Source organism: Haloferula sp., assembly GCF_049672945.1.
In the GTDB taxonomy this organism is placed as follows: domain Bacteria; phylum Verrucomicrobiota; class Verrucomicrobiia; order Verrucomicrobiales; family Akkermansiaceae; genus Haloferula.
The window spans coordinates 1-19,045 of the sequence record NZ_JBATWY010000098.1; the positions used below are offsets into that span (position 1 = coordinate 1).

Consider the following 19,045-nt stretch of genomic DNA (forward strand, 5'->3'; position numbering starts at 1 on the left):
AGTGTGTGGCGAACCGGACTGAGGAGTGTGTCGAGCGCCTGATCGTTGCAGAAAAGCGTCTGCATTCAACTTGGGGACCAAAGAAGATCCACGACGTCCTTTGGGTGAAGCACGGCTTGAAGAGTCGACCAGCGATCAGCCCGCTCGAAGCACCGAGCTGAAAAGCCCTACTTTGGCAGCAAATTGATGTCCAACTTGCCGACATGGCCATCCCAGTAGAGGCCCAAACGGTAGCTGCCATGTGCCATTCCCTCAGGAAGCTTATCGTACCAGCCCGGTTTGGCTCTCGCGTAGTTCGGTTGGGCCTGATCATTTTCAGTGATCAGCAAACGCATCGCCGGATTACCCATTTTGGACACGGCTGCTGACAATCTCATGGGTGCCCGATACGGGTTCGGATAGCCAAATGGTTGGAACATTGGACTTGGTCGTCCTGGATTTTTGACCCTCCCTTTTCCAGAATACACATCATGCATGACAAGCATTGAGGGGCCGTGGTTATCATTCGCTTCCTTTTGGAAGTTCTCGGAGGCCATTTCCTTGAAGAAGTGTCCGCTCTTCGGATTATTCGCTCCGAGGTAAGGCGCCAGAGCGGTCGTCAAGTCCTTGGCGTTCGGTCTATAGACCGGGGAGACCCCGGCCCAAGTCACCGGAAGAAAACCATTATTGTCTTCGGCATACATGTGAATTGCAGTGTGAATGGTTCTCATGTCGTTCGCATCCACCATCGCCGAAGCGTTGCTCTTCAGTCTTCTGTAGCCTGCAAATGAAAGCGACACGAGCACGACAATAATCGTGATCACCACCATCAATTCTACGAGGGTAAAACCATTCCTTCGAAGAACTTGATTATTTCCAGGAAATCGCTTTATCAAGGGTCGGCTGATGGAGCCCCACCGGCCGGGGTTGGAGGGGAGTGATTGCTTCCTCATTTTACAATATTTAGGTTTATTTTCTTTTGGGATTATTACTCCTGATCGTAAGGGCTAATCTTCATTAGACTCCAAGCCCCTGCTTTTTCAGGTTCCGCGATGGAGATACGGATATGAATCTCTTGCATGACGGAGGAATTGTCATGTCACTAAAATGGATGACAGATCTCGGAAAGCGGGGTTTGCTGATCCCTAGGGCCGTAAAGAGATCGGTCCATGAAATGAGGGGTCGCGATCGGCTTAATCCAATCGCAGAAAGGACCGACTAATCCTCCCTCCGTGCTTTGACCGACCGGCCCAAGCTAAGGTCACTTCCGACCTGATCCGCGGGCAGGGGTTCCTCCTCGGCCTTTCCCCAACGCCTCAGCTTACCGTCTTTCATCCGCGCCATCGAAGAAAACTCGCCAGCACCGATGGCTTCCACATCGCTTAGATTCGCCGGCACCTGCGACTGACCAAAACTATCGTCTCCCCAGGCAACAACTCTGCCGTCTTTTGTGAGAGCAAGCCCGTGCGCGGCGCGCTCACCGCGTCCGACAGCAATCATGACAAAATCGTTTCCACCGGGAGGACTCGCCTGACCATACGAGTCATCACCAAATCCACACAACGAGCCATCCTCCATCAGCGCGACACCGAATTCGCGCTGCGCATCACTCAAGCGCAAATCAAGCACGCCTTCCAAACGCTTTGGAAAACCCTGGGGTAGTTCACCACCGTCCCGGGCCTCAAAGATCCAAGCCTCGCCTTGCAAAATCGCTCGACTCGTCATCAGTGGAATCGCCATCGCTGCGGCAAGCAGCAATCCAAGCCCAACGAGCAGTTGCCGGCGACCGTTCTTCTTCACCAATCCCTGCAGCGCCTTGTGGAACTGCGCCACGCTTGAATAGCGATCCTCTGCCGCTTCGCTCAGCGCCTTCAGCACCACCTCATCCACCCGTCCGCCGACTTTCACGAGTTCAGACGGCAGCGCAAAATTCCCTCCCGGAAGCCTGCCCGTGAGTATTTCGTAAAACACCACCCCCAAGGCATAGACGTCCGTCCGCTCGTCGACTGTCTCGGCACCCGACATTTGTTCCGGAGCCATGTAGCGCGGGGTACCCATCGCCGCGTTGGTCATCGTCAGACCCATCGTGCTGGCTTGGTCCATTACTTTGGCTAATCCAAAGTCTCCCAATTTCAATCGGCCCTCTTTATCTAACAGAAGATTCCCCGGTTTGATATCACGATGCAAAATCCCTTGGGAGTGGGAAAACTCCAAGCCTTCGCAGGCTTGGCCGATCAGCTCGACCGCCGCTTCGAGTTCAAGTTTTCCCTTCTTTCGCAGCAGGCTCGCCACGTCCCCGCCCGGCACGAACTCCATGACCAGATGCAGCAAGCCACCACGCTCGCCCCAATGCTTCACGCTCACGATCCGATCATGGCGCAGCGTTTCCATGACTTCCGCTTCCCTTCGGAAACGTTCCACCAGCTCAGGGTTCATCGCGCACGAAGGAGCGAGAACCTTCACCGCCAATCGGCCGCCATCCTCCGGGTCACGCGCTTCGTAAACGGTGCCCATTCCCCCACGCCCGATCTCTCCCACAAAATCATACTGCGGCAGGAATCCCGCCATCTCCCGCCAGTCTGGTGTCGCCGCTTCGGGCTTTCCCGCCAGCTCCTCCATCGCCGTGCCATAGAGACACCGCGCGCAGAAAAGGCCTGCCGCGCTCTTCTTCAAATCCCCCCCGCAAGTCCGGCACTGCTCTTCCATCATCGTCAGAGCTCGGTGACCACCAGTCGATAGAATCCCTTTCCATCAGGAGCAATCGTCAGTCCAATACCGTCGGCGGTTTCAACCACTCCTTCGGGCTCCTCCCAATTCTCAAGATCATCACTGTACTCAATCTCAAACGAGAGTCCGCCATCTGCCCTGGCCTCTGTCCCTTTGATGAAATCGAGACGAAGCCCTCCCCCGTTGCGAACCAGCCCGGGGGTACGATCAAATTCTCCCGGACTCAGACCCAGACCATACTCGACCAGGGCAGGCAGGCCGTCCTCATCATCGTCGTTAGATTGATCAAGTCCCGGAAAGCCCAAGCCCGCGACGTAGTCGGCAAATCCGCTCCCGATAGCTTCTTCAGTGATGATCACCAAGCTCGGTGCCCGATCCAGGCCACCGCCGGGCATGCGCATCCACCAGCTGTCATCCGTCAGCGCCCTCAACATCAAACCTTCGTTCGCCGTCCCACTTTGCCACCCCGCAACCACATCGGTCACATCCACACGGCACTCCGTATCAAGCCCCATGCCATAGAACCCGGCAACGATCCCCCCGGTCTCGCTTTCCCCTTCATCCGGACCATTCACTCCGAAATCCGAGAAGGATGAAGAGACACTCCAATCAACGAGCATCGGCTCCACCACAACCGGTCCGACACAGGAGTCCCCACTCTGCGGTCCGGTATCGATCACCAACCATGCCTTGAGGACCGTGGCAGCGGGATCGAGTTGGCCATCGCCGGTGCCGATCAGGCTATCAAAGCCAAGCATGACTCGTGTATCCGGATCACCATCGGCTTTGCCGAAACCAACAGTCGTGCCATCCACCGTCACATCGTTGCTTTCCAGGATCGCGACTTCCTCAGCTGGCAGAGTCAACACAGTGGTCGGGGCGGTGGTAAACTCGACCCTCAGGCTCGGCCTTCTTGCCACGACATCGCCAATCGTCGCCACTTCCCAGCCGTCACTGGTTTGCGAAGCAAAAACGCCAAACCCGTGATTCGTCCCGCCATCCGCCCAGGCCTGCACGATGGCCGACACATCAGCGACCTCACGACGGCCTGTCACCGTCCGGGAAAACCCGCCAACCCTGAGACCGCTGATGCCACGCACCCCCGCACCGCCATCGATCGCGGAGTAAAGCGTCGACCCATCGACCGCTGAATTCAGCGCCGCCACCGTGAATGGCCCCTCTGAAGACGAGCTCACGCTTGCCCCGGCCGTCGAGTACTCGAGCCATGCCGAAAGCACCCTTGCTCCGGGCGGCAATTGCCCCTGATCAGTCCCAATCACACCATCAAAGCGAAGCAGATCACTCGCGTCCTCTTCAGGCGGATCACCCTCAAGCACGTAATTCGGAAAGTCTTCCGGCAGACGGCGACCATCACCCAGATCGATTCTCATTTGAAAGGTGCCCGCATAGCCATCAACACCATTTCTGAACTCGACCGTTCCCTCCTGGACCGGTGCCGGAACCGATGTCGTCGTGATTTCAAGAAACGGCGCATGGGCACCCGAAGTTCCCGGCATCGTCACCCGCCACCCATCGCCAGGCAGCGAATTCGTCTTGAGGTTCACGCCGTGGTTGGGCTTCCCCGCACGCCAGGATTTCACCAGTTCGGTAATGTCCGCGCGTGCCTGCGAATCTTCTCCAACCCCGGCAAACTCACTCTCCACCGTGCCGATCTGCCCGGCTGCCTTCGTCGGTCCGAATGCCCCGAAATCCAGATCGGGAAAGTTGTCCATGTTCGCGTCTGTTAGATCCCAGCCGGTCTGCATCGGATGGATACTGAAAAAGTCCCGCGAGTCGGAAAAATCATCGAACAACTCGGCCTGCTGCGAGGTGGTCAGCACGAGATCCGCCTTCAAGATCCTCTGATCGGAAGCAATCTGGCCTTCTCCCTCACCAAAAAGATCATCAAACGCCAACAGGATCTCTTGATCCCCGTCCGGACCCGCATCGATGACCGCCGTTGCCTGCAAGGAACCGTCGAAGGTCGGGACTCCCTCCCTGCCATCCAAAACCGCGCTGCGGCTGGCCCCGAAAACCAGGGACTCCGTCGCGTCCGTTGTAAACTCAATCTCAAGCTTCGGCCGACGCCCGACTTCAGCATTCCCGCTCGCGGCGACCAACCAGCTATCGGTCGTGTATGACGAATAGATCGCCAAGCCATGATTCGGTGATCCGCCCTGCCAATTGCGTACGATCCGGGACACATCCGCCTGCACGATTTCGCCCTCCTTCATGTCGATGAACCCGGCTGTCACCGGCCGCAGCACCGAACCACGTGCTCCCGGAAACCCCGGAGTCCCGAGGCCGGCATAAGTTGTCGTCGAACTCACCGCCTGATCAAGCTGACCGATCACATACGGACCGACAGACGGGTTTTCCTCCGTCTTCAGAATCAGGCGTGCTGAAAGAATCGTCGCATCCAAAGGCACCTGCCCCGCTGCTTCGCCGAAGATCCCGTCAAAGCGAAGCAACAGGCTCTTGTCCTCCGCTTCCGATGTTACAAATGGATCACCGTCGAGAAAATAGCTTTCAACCGACGCCCCATCGATCGCCGTTCCGTCCCCAATCACGATCCGGTCAAAGGTGCCGCTCCAGCCACTCAGGCCTTCTTGAAAAACCCGAACCTCACCAGTTGCTGAGGTAGCCAGTCCGAGCAGACAGCCTATCACCAAAAATCGCATGGGCGCCGCATAACAGATCGCGGCCACTCTCTCGACCTTTTTTGCCTCAACCGCAAAATACGAGGAACGAATTTCCCCACCTGCTATGCGCTCAAATAGTGCTCCAGTGCCTCGACACAGGCCTCGCTGTGCGACGCCTTGCAAATATAGCCATCCAGCGCCTTCACATGGGCGCGGATCTCCGGAACCGCATTGCCCGGACAGGCGAACATCGCCGCAGAATCCGGATTGAGCATTTCAAGATCGTTGTGACTGTCCCCGATCGCGAAACTCCGCGAGACATCAAGCCCGAATCCCGAAGCCACCTGCCGCAAACTACTACCTTTCTGGTATTTCCGGTGGCCGAACCTCAGATAGATCGAGTTCCGCATCCAGCCAAGCAAGGGTTCGCTCACGGTCAGCTCCCGCACCCGTCCGACAATCCACACCATTTCCTCCTCGGTCTTGGCGATAATCCCGGCGGGATCCCCCTCCTGCTCGATCCAGGTCGCACCGGTGTGCTCCTCGACTTCAGCACGGATTGCCTTGAGCACCTTGCGGACCTTCTTGAAGAACTTCCTGTGCTCCTTTTCGCAGGTCTTGTTCCACTTTTCATCACCGATCCAACGACCGAAGTTGTTGGGAAACCAAATCTCGCGTTCGCGCGCCACCACCCAGTCCGGCGAAAACGGAAAGCGGCTTTCGACCAAACCCTCGATCACATGGTTCATCGAACGCCCGGTATTGATACCCCAGATCGCCCCGCGATCTTCGCGCAGTTTGCGGATCGTCTCAAAAAAACGATCGCAAACCGGTGGATTCACGGCGGGATCGTGCAAGGTGCCATCGAAATCAAACGATAGGACGAGTTGCGCTTGTTCGGGCAATTCGAGGGGTCTCACATCGCTCTGTTAGCACGGCTTTCCGAACCTGGCGACTGGTATCAGCGCAAGACCGGGTCGTCAGCTTCTGTCGGCCATTCAAGCTCAGGGTTCCTCCACCGCCCTTGCCCGAGGCGGCTCCTCCTCCACCGGAATCGCACGTGGAACCTCCTCTTCCACCGGTATCGCACGCGGCACCTCTTCCTCCACGGGAACCGCTTTCGGGACCAGCTCTTCCTCCACCATCTGCTCCGGCGGAAACTCCCGCAGCGGCTTCACCAGGATCGCTTTCGGCGGCTCAGGCTCAGGTTTGGGAGGAGCCACCGGCTGCGGGGCTTCTTCCATCACCACGGGCTCATCATCCGGCGGCAAGGTGCGGCGCATCTTGATCTCAACCCGGCGATTCGATGACTGCTCGTCGACACTTCCCCCCGCGACAATCGGCCTTGTCTTGCCGTATCCACGCGTGTGAATGCGCTCGCTGTCGAGCCGCAGTGATGAGCTCAGGTAGTCCTTCACCGATGCCGCCCGCTTCCGCGAAAGATCGAGATTGTAGGCATCGCCTCCAAACAGATCGCTATGCCCTTCGATCCAGCAGTAGAGCCCGGGATTCCGTTCAATCAGCAAAGCCAGCTTCATCAGTCCGACCCGTGCGCTCTCCCGCAAATCCGCGCTGTCATACTCAAACAGCAAGTCGCTCGGCAGCATCGTCTTCTTTCCGACCAAGACGTTCTCCGGCAGCCCGACCAAATCATCCAGCGTCACCACACCATCCAGAGTGCCCTCCTTTGCCGTTCCACCTGCACCTTTCTTCAGAATCTCTTCGGTAAAGGCATCGAGGCTCGGATCATTGATTTCCACTTCGCCGGGATCAACGATCACCTGACCTTCCGCCGCGAGCGGCAGCGGGTCCGCCGTCTTTCCCATTTCAGGAAGCTCGGTATCGAGATCGAAATTGTCCGCCGGATCGAACTCGATCGCGTCAATCGATCCTTCGGCCATCGGCTGCTGGGGCTTGATCGCGAACTCGGGATCAATCGTATCCGGCGTGATGTCCAACTCCGTGTCCTCAGGCAGGCTCGCAAGCACATCAATTTCCTCCAGCAAACTGGCCGCATCGACCGTCTGCTCATCAACCGGATCCGGGGCGATCTCATCCATCGCCGGAGGCAGGATCGCCACCGGCTCGAGATTGATGGCGGCCGTCCGAATCTCCGCCGCCTCTTCAAAACCGAGCGCAATCTTGATATGGCCCAGCGCAAAAAAGGCAGCCACGTGAAGAATGATCGCAAGCATCAAGGCCACACCGACCCACCAGCCGATATGATCCGGCCCGGGAAGCCGGGACGGACCGTCGCTGCGCATGTCGCGCCATGTGTATCCGTCAGCCACAACCGCATTATACGCCCGCTTTCATCCATGACAATCACCCGCACCGCAATTCGCGCTTGTATTGGCATCTCGGGTGCTCCATTGGCCGCCACCATGCCTGCGAAGAAAGCCGCCAAAAAAGTCTCAAAGAAGGTCGCCGCCAAGAAAGCTCCTGCCAAAAAGAAGACCGCCGCAAAAAAGGTGGCCAAAGCCACGGTGAAGAAAAAGACGGCGAAAAAGTCCGTCAAGAAGAAGACCGCAGCTACAGCACCCATCAAGCCATCGAGTCTCAAGCTCACCAGCGAAGAGGAAATCCGCTACGCCGCCTACCTGAATTCCTGCGCCCGAATCGCCGCCGGATACGGTCCAGACGCCATCGGTGACTGGTTGGCTGCCGAGCGCGCGCTGAAAGGCTGATCTCCCGATTCGTTCTTTCCCCGCCAGTTCGACTCTTTGCACTTTAAGCATGCGGGCGGGCGGGGAACACTCCGCGCCGTGAACTGCTCCACTCTCGGCATCGGCCTCGCTGGCCTTGGCACCGTCGGCTCCGGCGTTGTCCTCGCTCTGCAACGCAACGCCTCGCTCATCGCCGACCGCACCGGCGGCACCGTCAATCTGGATATCGTCAAGGTCCTCGTCCGCGATCTCACGAAAGAACGCCCGGTCGACCTCCCGGCCGACAAACTCACGACCAACTGGCAGGAAGTCATCAACGACCCCGCAGTCGACATCGTCGTCGAACTGATTGGTGGCACCGACACGGCCTTCGACATCGTGGCCGCCGCCCTCCGTGCCGGAAAACCCGTCGTCACCGGCAACAAGGCCCTGCTCGCCGAACGCGGCCCCGAGCTTTTCTCGCTTTCAAAGGAACACGACACCCCGATCCACTTCGAGGCCGCCGTCGCCGGAGGCATTCCGATCATCAAGACGGTTCAGGAGTCCTTCGTCGGAAACCGCATCCACTCGATGGTCGGGATCATCAACGGGACTTCGAACTACATCCTCGAGCGCATGACCACCGGCGGGCTCGACTTCGAAACCGCCCTCGCCGAGGCCCAGCAACTCGGCTACGCCGAAGCCGACCCCGCACTCGACGTCAACGGCTGGGATGCCGCCCACAAGGCGATCCTGCTGGCCACCCTTGCCTACGGCTTCGCCATCGATCCGGAAAAGGTCTACGTCGCCGGCATCGAGCAGGTCCGGCCGACCGACATCGAGTTCGCCACCCGCCTGGGCTACGTCGTCAAGCTGCTCGCCGTCGTCCGCGAACACGAAAACGGCATCGAACTCCGCCTGCAACCGTCCTTCATCGCCAAGAGCCACATCCTTGCCAGCGTCAACGGAGTCTTCAACGCCGTCGCCGTCCACGGTGACGCCGCGGGTGAGTCCCTCTTCTACGGACGTGGTGCCGGTCAGGGTCCTACGGCATCCTCCGTAGTTGGCGACCTCGTCGAGGCTGCCCGCTCGCTGCGCCAGCCCACCGGCCACCGCGGCTTCCTGCCCTACACCGAAAAAGGCAGGCTGATGCCGGTCGAGGAAACCGAAACCGCCTACTACGTCCGCTTCGACGTCACCGACCGCCCCGGCGTGATTGCTGAAATCGCGCAGGCACTGGCGGACGCCGGCATCGGGATTTCCGGCACCCACTCTCCGGTCGACCCTGAAACTCCCGACGCTGACTTCGTCGACATGGTCTTCCTCCTCCACACCTGCCCCTTCGGACTTCTTCAGGAGACCCTTCAGAAGATCCGGAAACTCGACTGCGTCAACAGCGAGCCGGTGGTGTTCCGGATTGAGAAACTGTAATCATGGGGTGACGACCTCCAGGCCGGGGAGACCACTCATGGCTCGTCTCCGAGCTTCATCAAGGCCGCGTGACGCTCGGCGATCGCCTCCTCGTCCGCCTTCGTGGTGGCGTTTGCACGCGCAACGGTGCCGACGAGATCGCCCTGATGAAGCACCGCTTCGAGCTGAGTCTTCAAACGACATTGCCGTCCAACTTCCGTGAGCATCTCCAGCATGCGGATCGAAACCTCGGGCTTGTCCGGCGATCCTTGACGGATCTGATTGCAGGCGGCTTCAAGGAATGAACTGAACGTATCCGGCCGGATCCTCACGCGAGCCACTCCTTCGTCATCACTGAATTCATCTTTGGGAAGCTTCTTGCCCGCCACCTTCACCAAGGCGCCTCCGAGGTAGTCGATGCAGTTGATGGCCGTAAATGGATCATTGATCCCGGGTGAGAGCGCCCTGAGGGCGATCTCCACCAACTGCCGGACGCTGTATTCGAAATCCTGCTCCGCCGTGCGACAACTCCCGATGAGGAAGCAATTCTGAAAGCTCGCTCGATCCTCATCCTCCAGAGGACTCGATACATTCCAGGCGAGCAGCGAGCCGCCTGGGACAATGAACATGCCGGGCTTGGCCAGTATCCGGCAATGGATGTCCCTTTCGGAAGCCAAGGTCACGATACCTTCAATATCGATCGCCTGAAGATAGCCCGATCTCACTGAGTCCAGCGTCTCTTCGTGGTTGAGATCCTCCCATTCCTGCTTTTCATCCCGACGCTCTTCCTCTTCACGCTCGTCGGCTCCCCCTTCGCGACCAAAGAACCGGTCAATACTCTGACACAACTCCCGATAGACATCCGCGACGACTCGTTCCGCCTGGATCGACCCCACCACATGCTGGATGAAGGCAATGAAGAACCCAAGGCTCAGCAGACTCAAAAGAAACCCAAAGAGCGTGGCGAGATGGGGCACGAATTGGACCTCACTCCCGTGGACGTTGCGAATGACAATCAAGCAGTAAACGTAAGTCGCCAGAAGAATCCCGAGGGTGGTCTGCGTGATGTTGGCTTGAATGAAGTTCCGCAAAAGCCTTGGTCCGAACTGCGAGGATGCCAGCGTCAGCGCGACCAGCGTGCCGGAAAAGGTCACCCCGGCCAGTGCCAGCACCGAGCTGGCAATCGTGCCAAGAAAGGCAGTCGTTCCTTCCGGAGAAATTCCTGCAAACCATGGAAACCGCGAGGCAATCCCATCGGATGCACGATGATCCAGCCATACCAGCAGCGACCCTGTCAAAATGGCCAAAGCCACGGAAAACGAAGGAATTGCCCAGAAGCTCGCCCGGAGTTGATGCAGCAAATGTTGAATCTTCGTCTTCATGGGAATGGGCTGATCCTTCGACAGAACAGGCGGGAGTTCAATCACTCGCCCGTGATAAGGATCAAAACACTGGCACAATCCGCCCTTCGGACCCATTCGGCACCTTGACACGCCATCCTCATCGGCTTCCTTACGGCATGTTCCTTCGATCCGTCCTCCTCATGCTTCTTCCCGTCACTTCTTTCGCGACTCTCGTGGAAAAGGATGTCACCTATGAACAACAGGGAACCACGCTTGAAGGATTCCACGTCTACGATGATTCCATCTCCGCACCCCGTCCCGGTATCCTCATCGTCCACCAGTGGACCGGTCTCACTGACTACGAGAAGTCTCGTAGCAAGCAACTTGCTGAACTAGGATACAACGTCTTCGCCCTCGATATCTATGGCAAGGGAATCCGGCCCCAACCACCGGCGGCCGGAAAAGAGGCAGGAAAATACAAGGGCGACCGCGAGCTCTTCCGCGCCCGCCTTCTCGCCGGGCTTGAGGTGCTTCTCAATGATCCGCGCACCGACAAAACGAAGGTCGCCGCCATTGGCTACTGCTTCGGCTGCACCGGCGTGCTCGAATTGGCCCGCTCCGGTGCCGACGTCGCCGGTGTCGTTTCCTTTCACGGCGGCCTCGGTGCAGCGGAAGGCATGGCGGCGGAGAAAGAGACCCTGAAAGCACGCATCCTCGTTTGCCACGGAGCCGATGACCCCTACGTGCCGAGCGAGGAAGTGGCCGCCTTTGAACAGGAAATGCGCGATGCCGGGGCCGATTGGCAGCTCAACGCCTACGGCAACGCCGTCCATTCCTTCACTCAAAAGATGGCCGGAAACGATAACTCCAAGGGGGCTGCCTACAATGAAAAGGCCGATCAGCGCTCGTGGGATGCGATGCGCCTGTTCTTCGACGAGATCTTCAAGTGATCCTCGTCCCATTCGGCGAGCGGATCGCCACCTGCAGGTTTTCGAGGATCGACGACCGTCCGAAACCTGGCCCATCATAGAGCATGCGGCGTTTACCGCTCATCCTTCTGGGCATCTTCATTCCGGTTCTGATCGCATCGGGAATCCGTCCGATTCACCCCAGCGACTGGATTCTTGAGAATGTCCTCGTATTCATCGGCATTCCCCTCCTTGTCCTGACGGCCCGTCACTTCCCATTTTCGAACGCCTCCTACCTCTGCATCTTCATCTTCCTGTGTTTTCACGAACTCGGAGCTCACTACTCCTACAGCAACGTCCCCTACCACCACTGGCTTGGTCTCGAAGAAGACGGTCGCAATCACTATGATCGCCTGGTGCATTTTCTGTATGGGCTCCTGATGGTTTACCCGATGCGTGAGATCTTCCTCCGGATCGCGGACGTCAAAGGCTTCTGGGGATACTTCCTGCCGCTCGACCTGGTGATGTCGACATCGATGCTCTATGAGCTGATCGAATGGGCGGCCGCCGAAGTCTTCGGCGGCGATCTCGGCCAGGCATTCCTCGGGAGTCAGGGGGACCCGTGGGACGCCCACAAGGACATGGCACTGGCCAGCCTTGGTGCCCTGATCGCGATGACATCCATCTCGATCCTCCACGTCTGCAGACAGCGGGATTTCGCCCGGGAGTTCGTCAATAGCCTCAAGGTCAAACGTCGCTAGCAGGTTCGGAAACGACCCGAATTTTGGATGTCTACCTCCACGATCGCGTAATAGGCCATCGCGGTAGTTCTGGCATCCTTCGTTCGAGCTTCCCCGCCACTAAAATCACCGGAAAACGGTCATGAAACATCACCAAAGGAAGCTGCCGAAGGGCGTGACACTACTCGAGTTGACGGTTGTGATTCTCGTCCTTCTCTCTCTCATGGGCATCCTGTTCGTAGGTGCCAGAGCGTGGAAAAGCGGGTCGGACCGGAGCAACTGCATCATCAATATCCGCAATATCCAGCAGGCGGTCCGTTCCCACCAGAATCTCAACGGCTTGGCGGATGGCACCAGCCTTGACGTCGCTGCAGATCTCACTGGTCCGACGAATTACCTCGGGGCCACGGCCACTTGCCCCGCCGGAGGCACCTACACCTACGAATCGACTATTCCGACACCCGGCACCCTGATGACGACATGCTCTTTTGAGACGACGTTCAACCACGTGCCGGTCAACTATGCAGGTTGGTGATTGCACGAGGCCGAGCCTCGGCAAGGTTTGTTTCCAAGTCGTCGCGATGCCAAATCCCTTGCACTCGGCCGTTTCCTCGGTCCTTTTCCTGGGTGAAAAAGAAATTCTTCCCACTCTTTGCCTTGATCGCTGCCTGCAATCTCCACGCTGAGGAAAAGGCCATCGATGCCCCGAAGTATGTCAACGAGGCTCCCCTCCCTGAAAAATGGCCCGAGCCCGGACCATTCAACAAGGTCGAGAAAAAGTCCTATCCGGCCTACCGGGCTGCGTTCACCAACGGCAAGGGAGAAACCAGTTCCTTCTGGCGACTTTTTTCCCACATCAAAAAGAACGATATTCCCATGACAGCTCCCGTCGAAATGTCGATGAGCGAGCAGGATGGGAAGCTCAGTCAGGCGGGCATGGCCTTTCTCTATCAGAACGGCACCGTAGGCACCAAGGGACCCGACGGTGCCAAGGTTGAAGTGCGCGACATCAAGGCCGTCCAAGCCTACAGCTACGCTTGGCAAGGCAACGACTCGAAGGAAAACATCGCCAAGGCGCGGACCGCACTTGAAGAAACCATCGAGGCTGAAAAGGTCGAAACACTCGGCTTCCGTCTTCTCGGCTACAACGGCCCCGGGACTCCGCGCAACAAGCGGACCTGGGAGCTTCAGGCGGTCTTGAAATAACGATCCCCCGCAAGCGAGCCCATGACCTCCTAGCGTGGCTCCAATCCCTGCGGCAGCCAATCACTCTTCATCGGCTCGATCGCAGGCCCGCTGGCGGGAGCCGTCTCAGCACTCCCATCACTTTCAGCCACCTGCGCGACCTGAATGGCGAAGTGATTTCGGACCTGCTCCTTCGGAATCGCTCCCTTCATCGCGTCGACCATCACTCCATCCCGAAAAAGCCTGAGGTCAGGAATGCCTACCACTCCCAAGCTCTGAGCCAGCTTTGACTCCTCATCGACATCGATCTTCCCGAGGATGACCTTTCCCTCGAACTCGGCGACCACATCCTCAACAACGGGACCCAGCTTCTTGCACGGCGCGCACCACTCGGCGTGAAACATCACCGCGCTCAGCTTCCCAGGGGTCGCGATGAAGTCCTCGTATTCATCGGCACTCAGTTCCCTGATCGCGACCTGTGGGGTATCCGGCGTGTCCGACGCGTCGCTCAATCGGTCGCATCCGACCAATAGAACCAGCGCACTACAAAAGACTAGCGGTTTCATTTTTTGGGCGAATCCGCTGGTTCAACCTTGAGGTTCGTCTGTCCGGGCTGCGCCCGCGTCATGCCCGGAACACCACTTGGTGCGCGTTGCATCCCGGGCACTCCTGTTGGCTTGGCTTGCGGCTGGGCGACAGCGGGAACCGCCGAACCGGCCCGTGCCATCCCAGGCACCTTCGGAAGCCAATTCGGACCGTAGCGCTTTACCAAGCCCGCCAGATACCGATCGATGGTTTGCTCGACAACGAATGGATCCGTCTCGCCGATGAGGGATCCGAGTTTTTCTCCATCGGCATAGAAATCAAGCTGACCCGCGAATTCTTCAAGATCGACTCCATGTTCGTCAGCCAGAGCTTTCTGAGTCTCAACCTTGAGCTCCACCACCTCGATCTGCTCGCCATACTTGTCCTTCTTCAACTGCTCCAAGATTTCCTTCAACTTCTCGGAGTCGGGGTTCCCGTCAATCATTGAGTTGAGAATGCTCAGACGGTTCTCTGCCTTGAGCGCCTCCCGAACGGCTTCCTCCTCCGCCTTATTCTGGGCGGCTTCCTGCTTTTCCCTGCTGAAATCCCAAACCGGCAACTCGACAAAGAAGCCGAGAGTAATGGCGGTTCCGAAAACCGTCACCATCACCAATCTCCTAATCAGCGCCGCCTTCTTCTCATCCGTCACGGGAAGAGAGAATATCAAGCTTTCCTTGAGGTGAAAGCCTTCATTGCCCGGAATCAAAGCCGAGCGATCTGCGGCGACGACTTCATCGCCAGTCGCAGACCAGCCATGACCAAGCCGAGGCCCCCCGCCCTCAGCGCTCGTCGGCGGTCGCCTTGATATCGCTCAGAGCAGCAATGAAATCCCCAAGAATGTCTGCGGGGACCATGATCGTATCACGATTTCCCCCAACATCCTCAGTGATCTTCACCACCATCCCACGCGAGTTCTCCTTCAAATCGAGGAAGAACGTCTTCCGGTCCGCCAGAATTTTCTCCGTGTGCAATAGATCGCTATCCACAATGCCTCCTTTTCTTAAACAACTCGTGGGAGCATCTCGAAGGGATCTTGAATGTCAAGGTAAAGCCTCCGGCAGCCCATTGGCCAGGCTCTCCCGCACGCTTTTTCGCGACCCGGAAGGCCCCTTTCCAAGGAGACCCGGGCAGGCTATGAGTCTCCCGCTTGACCGACCTCTTCCCAGACGACCGCCCGGCGCTCTACCTCGCGCCGATGCAGGACGTAACGGATCTCACCTTCCTGCGGGTGCTGGCTCGCTACGGCGGGGCGGACGTCTATGTCACCGAGTATTTCCGCGTCCACCCCGATTCCCGGCTCAATCCCTGGATTCTTCGCTCGATCGACGAAAACCCAACCGGGCGACCAATCTTCGCCCAGATGATCGGTCAGGATGTCCCCCACCTCGTACGCAGTGCCAAAGAACTGCTCGAGCATCCCGTCGCCGGGATCGATCTCAACCTCGGCTGCCCGGCACCCGTCGTTTGTAAAAAGGAAGCCGGCGGCGGACTGCTGAGAAACCTCCCCAAAGTCGATCGCATCCTCGGTGACCTCCGCGAAGCCATCCCGACCCGGTTCACCGTCAAGACACGCATCGGCTACGACTTGCCCGACGAATTCGGCGCACTGTTAGAACTCTTCTCAAAACACGCGATCGACGCCCTCGCCATCCATGGACGCACCGTCGCCGAACGTTACAGCACGCCCGTGCATCCCGAGTGCATCCGTCGAGCCGTTGACACCATGCCCTGCCCGGTGATCGCCAACGGCAATGTGGTCGACGTGGCCACGGGCCTCTCACTCCACGATCAATCCCAAGCCGCAGGTCTGATGATCGGCCGGGGCGCGATTCGCAATCCATGGCTGTTCCCCCAACTCCGTGCGGCGTTTCTCGGAAAAGAAGCGAGCATCCCGAGTTGCCGCGACCTCCTTGGTTACGTGCTCACGCTCTATGAGGAAATCGCCAACGACTGCATGAACTACGACCCGCTGCTCCACGTCCAACGCATGAAGAAGACCATGCTCTTCGTTACCCAGGGCTTCGACCCGGAGTTCGAACAACAACTCCGTCGCACCAAAACGGCCGGAGACTTCTACGGCATCTGTCGTACTTTCCTTGATCACGACGCCCCCTTCCCCACCCGTCCCAACGAAAGCTCCCGGCTCTTCTGCGGCTTCTCAGAACTTGCGTAAGCAAGCGAAGTGGCGCTTGGAAAAGCGCCACTCCACGCTCACACTCTTCCCATGCCGGACGCTCCTTTCATCCAGGTCCGAAATCTGGAACACGCCTTCGGGTCGCATCAAGTGCTGCGCGGCATCGACCTCGACGTCCATCGCGGCGAAACCCTGGTGCTGCTCGGTGGCTCGGGCGCGGGGAAATCCGTGCTTCTGAAGTTGCTTCCCGGCCTCCTCACTCCGACTGGTGGCACCATCCATATTGACGACACCGAAATCGCCTGCCTCAGCGAACGTCAACTCGTACCCATCCGCCGCAAGGTTGGCATGATGTTTCAGGGCGGTGCCCTCTTTGACTCGATGACGGTCGCGGAGAATGTCGCTTTCCCACTGCGTGAAGCCGGAATCCGCGATGAGCAGGAAATCTCGAACCGGGTCGACAAAGCACTGAACATCGTTCGTCTCAGCGACCAACAGGACAAGATGCCCGCCGACCTCTCGGGTGGCATGCGCAAGCGCGTCGCCCTCGCCCGCGCCGTCGTCGATCGCCCCGACTGCGTCCTCTACGACGAACCTCATGCCGGACTCGATCCGATCACTGCGGACACCATTGACCACATGATCCGCACCCTTCAGTGGGAACACGGCATGACCAACATCGTCGTCACTCACGAGATGCGTTCCGTCTTTCATATCGCAGACCGCGTACTGTTCTTGAAAGATGGTCGTATTTCCTGGCAAGGCACCCCCGAAGAGCTCAAAGCGACGAACGATCCAGAGTTGCGTGCTTTCGTCGAAGGCGATTCCGGCGAAGCTTGGCCGGAAAAGCCAGTGACCGCGCCCAAAGCATAGGCTATGGTCCCCACATCCCGGCTCTCAAACCGCCGCGCCTAATCCATGTCCGAACCGAAGAAAAAAACCGAAGCCCTTGTCGGTCTCTTCATTTTCGTGGGCCTCGCGATCCTTGCCGTCCTCGTGGTGCAGTTCGGCCGCTTCGGCGATCGCTTCGTCGGAAAATACCAACTGACCGTCGTCTTCACCGACGCCGCAGGTCTGATCAAAGGCTCGGAAGTTCGAATGGGTGGTGCCAAAATCGGCAAAGTCGCCACCACTCCGGCACTCAACGAGAACGTCCAGGTCGAAGTCGAACTGGAGATCCTCGATAGCATCAGGATCCCCGAGGACTCCATTTTCCAAATCGCCTCGGCTACCCTCCTCGGCGACAAACTGGTCGTCGTCACGCCTCCGATCGGCCCCACCAAGGACTACATCGCACCTGATACCACACTCATCGGAGGAGGGCCATCAGGCCTCGACGCGATCCAAGACAACGCCGTGGCCGTCTCACGTGATGCACGCCGTCTTCTAACACAGGCAGAAGCCACCATCGGAAAAATCGACGCCGCCATCGGAGACTTCCAGACCGCCACCCAGGAACTGACCATCACCCTTCAAAAGGTCAACCGCTCCGTGCTTTCCGACGACAATCTTGGTCGTATCGACAGCACCCTTGCCAACCTTGAGCAAGCCAGCGTCAAGCTGCCCGATACCATGGAAGGTGCCGGCGATGCCATCGCCTCCTTCAAACGCGCCACTGAAAGCGCCGAGCAAACCTTCACCGAAGCCACGGCACGAATCGAAGAACTCGAACCCGCCTTGAAGGATGTGCCAAAAGCCGTCGCATCCCTCTCTAGAGCTGCCGACCAAGCCGCCTCCACCCTTGCCAAAGTCGAAAGCGGCGATGGCCTCATCGGCACCCTCGCCTACGACGAGGAAGTCTCGGACGACGCCAAGACCTTCATCCGCAACCTCAAGCAGCAGGGCATCCTCCGCTACCGCGACAAAGAAACTCCCGAGGACGACCCACGCACTCGCTTTCGTCGAGAGCGGCGGTGAACCGGAACGATTCCTTTCTGACGAACTCGCGATGCTCCCGCTTGATTTTCTCGCATCGAAGCCGTCCACCTGCTACATCCGCATGAGATCGAGGACCGCGAATCCCGAGGACTTCCTTCTTCCAAGCCCCTCCCCCCATGAAATTCGAGCCATTTAGAAAGCTCTCCCTCGCAGTCGTGATCGTGCTGCTGTTGCTCATCGTCACCAGCCCCGTCACCACGCTCTGGCTGATCAAACAGGAAGCCGCCGCCATTGTTTCTGACTCCCTTCAAGGACTCACATCCAGCAGCCTCGCAACCATGCACGTCTCCGAGGGCTTCCTCGATATCGCCGTTGCAGTCAATACAGGAAACACCAGCGCCACCGAACTCCTCACCGAGATCGAAAAAGACAATCAGGAAATTGATCGTCTTCTTGAACGACACCGTGAAACCCTGAGGAACGAATCGGAACACACCGCCTTCGACAAGATGGTTGCCAACAGGGCAGACTACCGGAGCTCTCGCCGGGCCGTGATGGAACTTCTCAGTGCCGGAAAGAAGGCCGACGCCGATGCCTTGTTCGAAAGCCAGTGCGTCGTCGCCTTCCAAAACTACGTGGAAGCCATGGGCAATGTCGTGGAACACAATGCCACCGACGCCCGCTCACGCGGACAGGAAATCATCAAACTCTGCTATATCCTCATCGGCATCCAGCTCCTGCTTCTGATCTTCTTCTTCGTCTACGGCTTCTTCGTCCCCCTAACCGCCATTCTCGAACGCCTCACCCGCCGCCCGGTCACTTTCGAGAAATAGCGCCTAACAGAACCAGGGAATCTGTCATGTTCTTTT

General features: G+C 58.3%; 19 protein-coding genes. 10 read left to right on the forward strand and 9 right to left on the reverse strand.

The window, feature by feature from the left end:
* Nucleotides 1-167 precede the first annotated feature (167 nt).
* The 5 genes from WBG04_RS08515 to WBG04_RS08535 form a co-directional block, all read right to left on the reverse strand.
* Nucleotides 168-932, reverse strand: coding sequence for a type II secretion system protein (locus tag WBG04_RS08515; RefSeq protein ID WP_424313982.1), 765 nt, complete (start codon nt 930-932; stop codon nt 168-170).
* A gap of 265 nt (nt 933-1,197) precedes the next feature.
* Nucleotides 1,198-2,688 carry a serine/threonine protein kinase gene (locus WBG04_RS08520; protein ID WP_424313983.1) on the reverse strand — a complete coding sequence of 497 codons (1,491 nt, stop codon included), beginning with the start codon at nt 2,686-2,688 and terminating at the stop codon, nt 1,198-1,200.
* 2 nt (nt 2,689-2,690) lie between these two features.
* A complete protein-coding gene (locus WBG04_RS08525; protein WP_424313984.1) occupies nt 2,691-5,387 on the reverse strand; it encodes a DNRLRE domain-containing protein in 2,697 nt (898 codons plus the stop codon).
* Nucleotides 5,388-5,470: 83 nt separating this feature from the next.
* Nucleotides 5,471-6,268: an HAD family hydrolase gene (locus WBG04_RS08530; protein WP_424313985.1), complete on the reverse strand. Its 798-nt coding sequence runs from the start codon at nt 6,266-6,268 to the stop codon at nt 5,471-5,473.
* 84 nt (nt 6,269-6,352) lie between these two features.
* A complete protein-coding gene (locus WBG04_RS08535; RefSeq protein WP_424313986.1) occupies nt 6,353-7,639 on the reverse strand; it encodes an OmpA family protein in 1,287 nt (428 codons plus the stop codon).
* A gap of 27 nt (nt 7,640-7,666) precedes the next feature.
* On the opposite strand from WBG04_RS08535, the gene WBG04_RS08540 reads away from it, so the two are divergent.
* Together WBG04_RS08540 and WBG04_RS08545 are read left to right on the forward strand one after the other, a co-directional pair.
* Nucleotides 7,667-8,035: a hypothetical protein gene (locus tag WBG04_RS08540; protein WP_424313987.1), complete on the forward strand. Its 369-nt coding sequence runs from the start codon at nt 7,667-7,669 to the stop codon at nt 8,033-8,035.
* 78 nt (nt 8,036-8,113) lie between these two features.
* Complete coding sequence (locus tag WBG04_RS08545; RefSeq protein WP_424313988.1) at nt 8,114-9,424, forward strand: homoserine dehydrogenase; 1,311 nt, start codon at nt 8,114-8,116, stop codon at nt 9,422-9,424.
* Nucleotides 9,425-9,459: 35 nt separating this feature from the next.
* On the opposite strand, the gene WBG04_RS08550 is transcribed toward WBG04_RS08545, so the two are convergent.
* Nucleotides 9,460-10,785 carry a DUF2254 domain-containing protein gene (locus tag WBG04_RS08550; protein WP_424313989.1) on the reverse strand — a complete coding sequence of 442 codons (1,326 nt, stop codon included), beginning with the start codon at nt 10,783-10,785 and terminating at the stop codon, nt 9,460-9,462.
* 137 nt (nt 10,786-10,922) lie between these two features.
* On the opposite strand from WBG04_RS08550, the gene WBG04_RS08555 reads away from it, so the two are divergent.
* From WBG04_RS08555 to WBG04_RS08570, 4 genes are all read left to right on the forward strand, one after another.
* Entirely contained in the window at nt 10,923-11,696 is a 774-nt protein-coding gene (locus WBG04_RS08555) for a dienelactone hydrolase family protein (protein WP_424313990.1), read from the forward strand.
* Between the two features lie 83 nt (nt 11,697-11,779).
* On the forward strand, nt 11,780-12,415 hold the full coding sequence (locus WBG04_RS08560; RefSeq protein ID WP_424313991.1) for a DUF2238 domain-containing protein: 636 nt from the start codon (nt 11,780-11,782) through the stop codon (nt 12,413-12,415).
* Between the two features lie 121 nt (nt 12,416-12,536).
* Entirely contained in the window at nt 12,537-12,929 is a 393-nt protein-coding gene (locus WBG04_RS08565; protein WP_424313992.1) for a type II secretion system protein, read from the forward strand.
* A 92-nt stretch (nt 12,930-13,021) separates the two neighbouring features.
* Nucleotides 13,022-13,600: a heme-binding protein gene (locus WBG04_RS08570; protein ID WP_424313993.1), complete on the forward strand. Its 579-nt coding sequence runs from the start codon at nt 13,022-13,024 to the stop codon at nt 13,598-13,600.
* A gap of 29 nt (nt 13,601-13,629) precedes the next feature.
* Here WBG04_RS08570 and WBG04_RS08575 read toward each other — a convergent pair whose 3' ends face one another.
* The 3 genes from WBG04_RS08575 to WBG04_RS08585 form a co-directional block, all read right to left on the reverse strand.
* The gene (locus tag WBG04_RS08575) at nt 13,630-14,145 is read right to left on the reverse strand and encodes a thioredoxin family protein (protein WP_424313994.1); all 516 of its coding nucleotides are present in this window, start codon (nt 14,143-14,145) and stop codon (nt 13,630-13,632) included.
* Nucleotides 14,142-14,813 carry a hypothetical protein gene (locus WBG04_RS08580; protein ID WP_424313995.1) on the reverse strand — a complete coding sequence of 224 codons (672 nt, stop codon included), beginning with the start codon at nt 14,811-14,813 and terminating at the stop codon, nt 14,142-14,144. The genes WBG04_RS08575 and WBG04_RS08580 overlap by 4 nt, the downstream gene beginning before the upstream one ends.
* A 130-nt stretch (nt 14,814-14,943) precedes the next feature.
* Nucleotides 14,944-15,150: an RNA-binding protein gene (locus tag WBG04_RS08585; RefSeq protein WP_419530016.1), complete on the reverse strand. Its 207-nt coding sequence runs from the start codon at nt 15,148-15,150 to the stop codon at nt 14,944-14,946.
* A 161-nt stretch (nt 15,151-15,311) separates the two neighbouring features.
* Between WBG04_RS08585 and WBG04_RS08590 the strand changes: the two genes are divergently transcribed.
* The 4 genes from WBG04_RS08590 (at nt 15,312) to WBG04_RS08605 (ending at nt 19,009) form a co-directional block, all read left to right on the forward strand.
* The gene (locus WBG04_RS08590) at nt 15,312-16,337 is read left to right on the forward strand and encodes a tRNA dihydrouridine synthase (RefSeq protein WP_424313996.1); all 1,026 of its coding nucleotides are present in this window, start codon (nt 15,312-15,314) and stop codon (nt 16,335-16,337) included.
* 51 nt (nt 16,338-16,388) lie between these two features.
* Nucleotides 16,389-17,171 (forward strand): ABC transporter ATP-binding protein, encoded by a 783-nt coding sequence (locus WBG04_RS08595; RefSeq protein ID WP_424313997.1) that lies wholly within the window; start codon nt 16,389-16,391, stop codon nt 17,169-17,171.
* Nucleotides 17,172-17,216: 45 nt separating this feature from the next.
* Nucleotides 17,217-18,215 carry an MlaD family protein gene (locus WBG04_RS08600; protein WP_424313998.1) on the forward strand — a complete coding sequence of 333 codons (999 nt, stop codon included), beginning with the start codon at nt 17,217-17,219 and terminating at the stop codon, nt 18,213-18,215.
* A gap of 137 nt (nt 18,216-18,352) precedes the next feature.
* Nucleotides 18,353-19,009 carry an MCP four helix bundle domain-containing protein gene (locus WBG04_RS08605; protein WP_424313999.1) on the forward strand — a complete coding sequence of 219 codons (657 nt, stop codon included), beginning with the start codon at nt 18,353-18,355 and terminating at the stop codon, nt 19,007-19,009.
* The last annotated feature ends 36 nt before the right edge of the window (nt 19,010-19,045 follow it).

Coding starts and splice junctions, on each gene's coding strand:
- WBG04_RS08525 (WP_424313984.1), bottom strand. CDS start 5,387: ATGCGATTTTTGGTGATAGGCTGTCTGCTCGGACTGGCTACCTCAGCA.
- WBG04_RS08560 (WP_424313991.1), top strand. CDS start 11,780: ATGCGGCGTTTACCGCTCATCCTTCTGGGCATCTTCATTCCGGTTCTG.
- WBG04_RS08550 (WP_424313989.1), bottom strand. CDS start 10,785: ATGAAGACGAAGATTCAACATTTGCTGCATCAACTCCGGGCGAGCTTC.
- WBG04_RS08595 (WP_424313997.1), top strand. CDS start 16,389: ATGCCGGACGCTCCTTTCATCCAGGTCCGAAATCTGGAACACGCCTTC.
- WBG04_RS08605 (WP_424313999.1), top strand. CDS start 18,353: ATGAAATTCGAGCCATTTAGAAAGCTCTCCCTCGCAGTCGTGATCGTG.
- WBG04_RS08540 (WP_424313987.1), top strand. CDS start 7,667: ATGACAATCACCCGCACCGCAATTCGCGCTTGTATTGGCATCTCGGGT.
- WBG04_RS08575 (WP_424313994.1), bottom strand. CDS start 14,145: ATGAAACCGCTAGTCTTTTGTAGTGCGCTGGTTCTATTGGTCGGATGC.
- WBG04_RS08565 (WP_424313992.1), top strand. CDS start 12,537: ATGAAACATCACCAAAGGAAGCTGCCGAAGGGCGTGACACTACTCGAG.
- WBG04_RS08600 (WP_424313998.1), top strand. CDS start 17,217: ATGTCCGAACCGAAGAAAAAAACCGAAGCCCTTGTCGGTCTCTTCATT.
- WBG04_RS08555 (WP_424313990.1), top strand. CDS start 10,923: ATGTTCCTTCGATCCGTCCTCCTCATGCTTCTTCCCGTCACTTCTTTC.
- WBG04_RS08515 (WP_424313982.1), bottom strand. CDS start 932: ATGAGGAAGCAATCACTCCCCTCCAACCCCGGCCGGTGGGGCTCCATC.
- WBG04_RS08520 (WP_424313983.1), bottom strand. CDS start 2,688: ATGATGGAAGAGCAGTGCCGGACTTGCGGGGGGGATTTGAAGAAGAGC.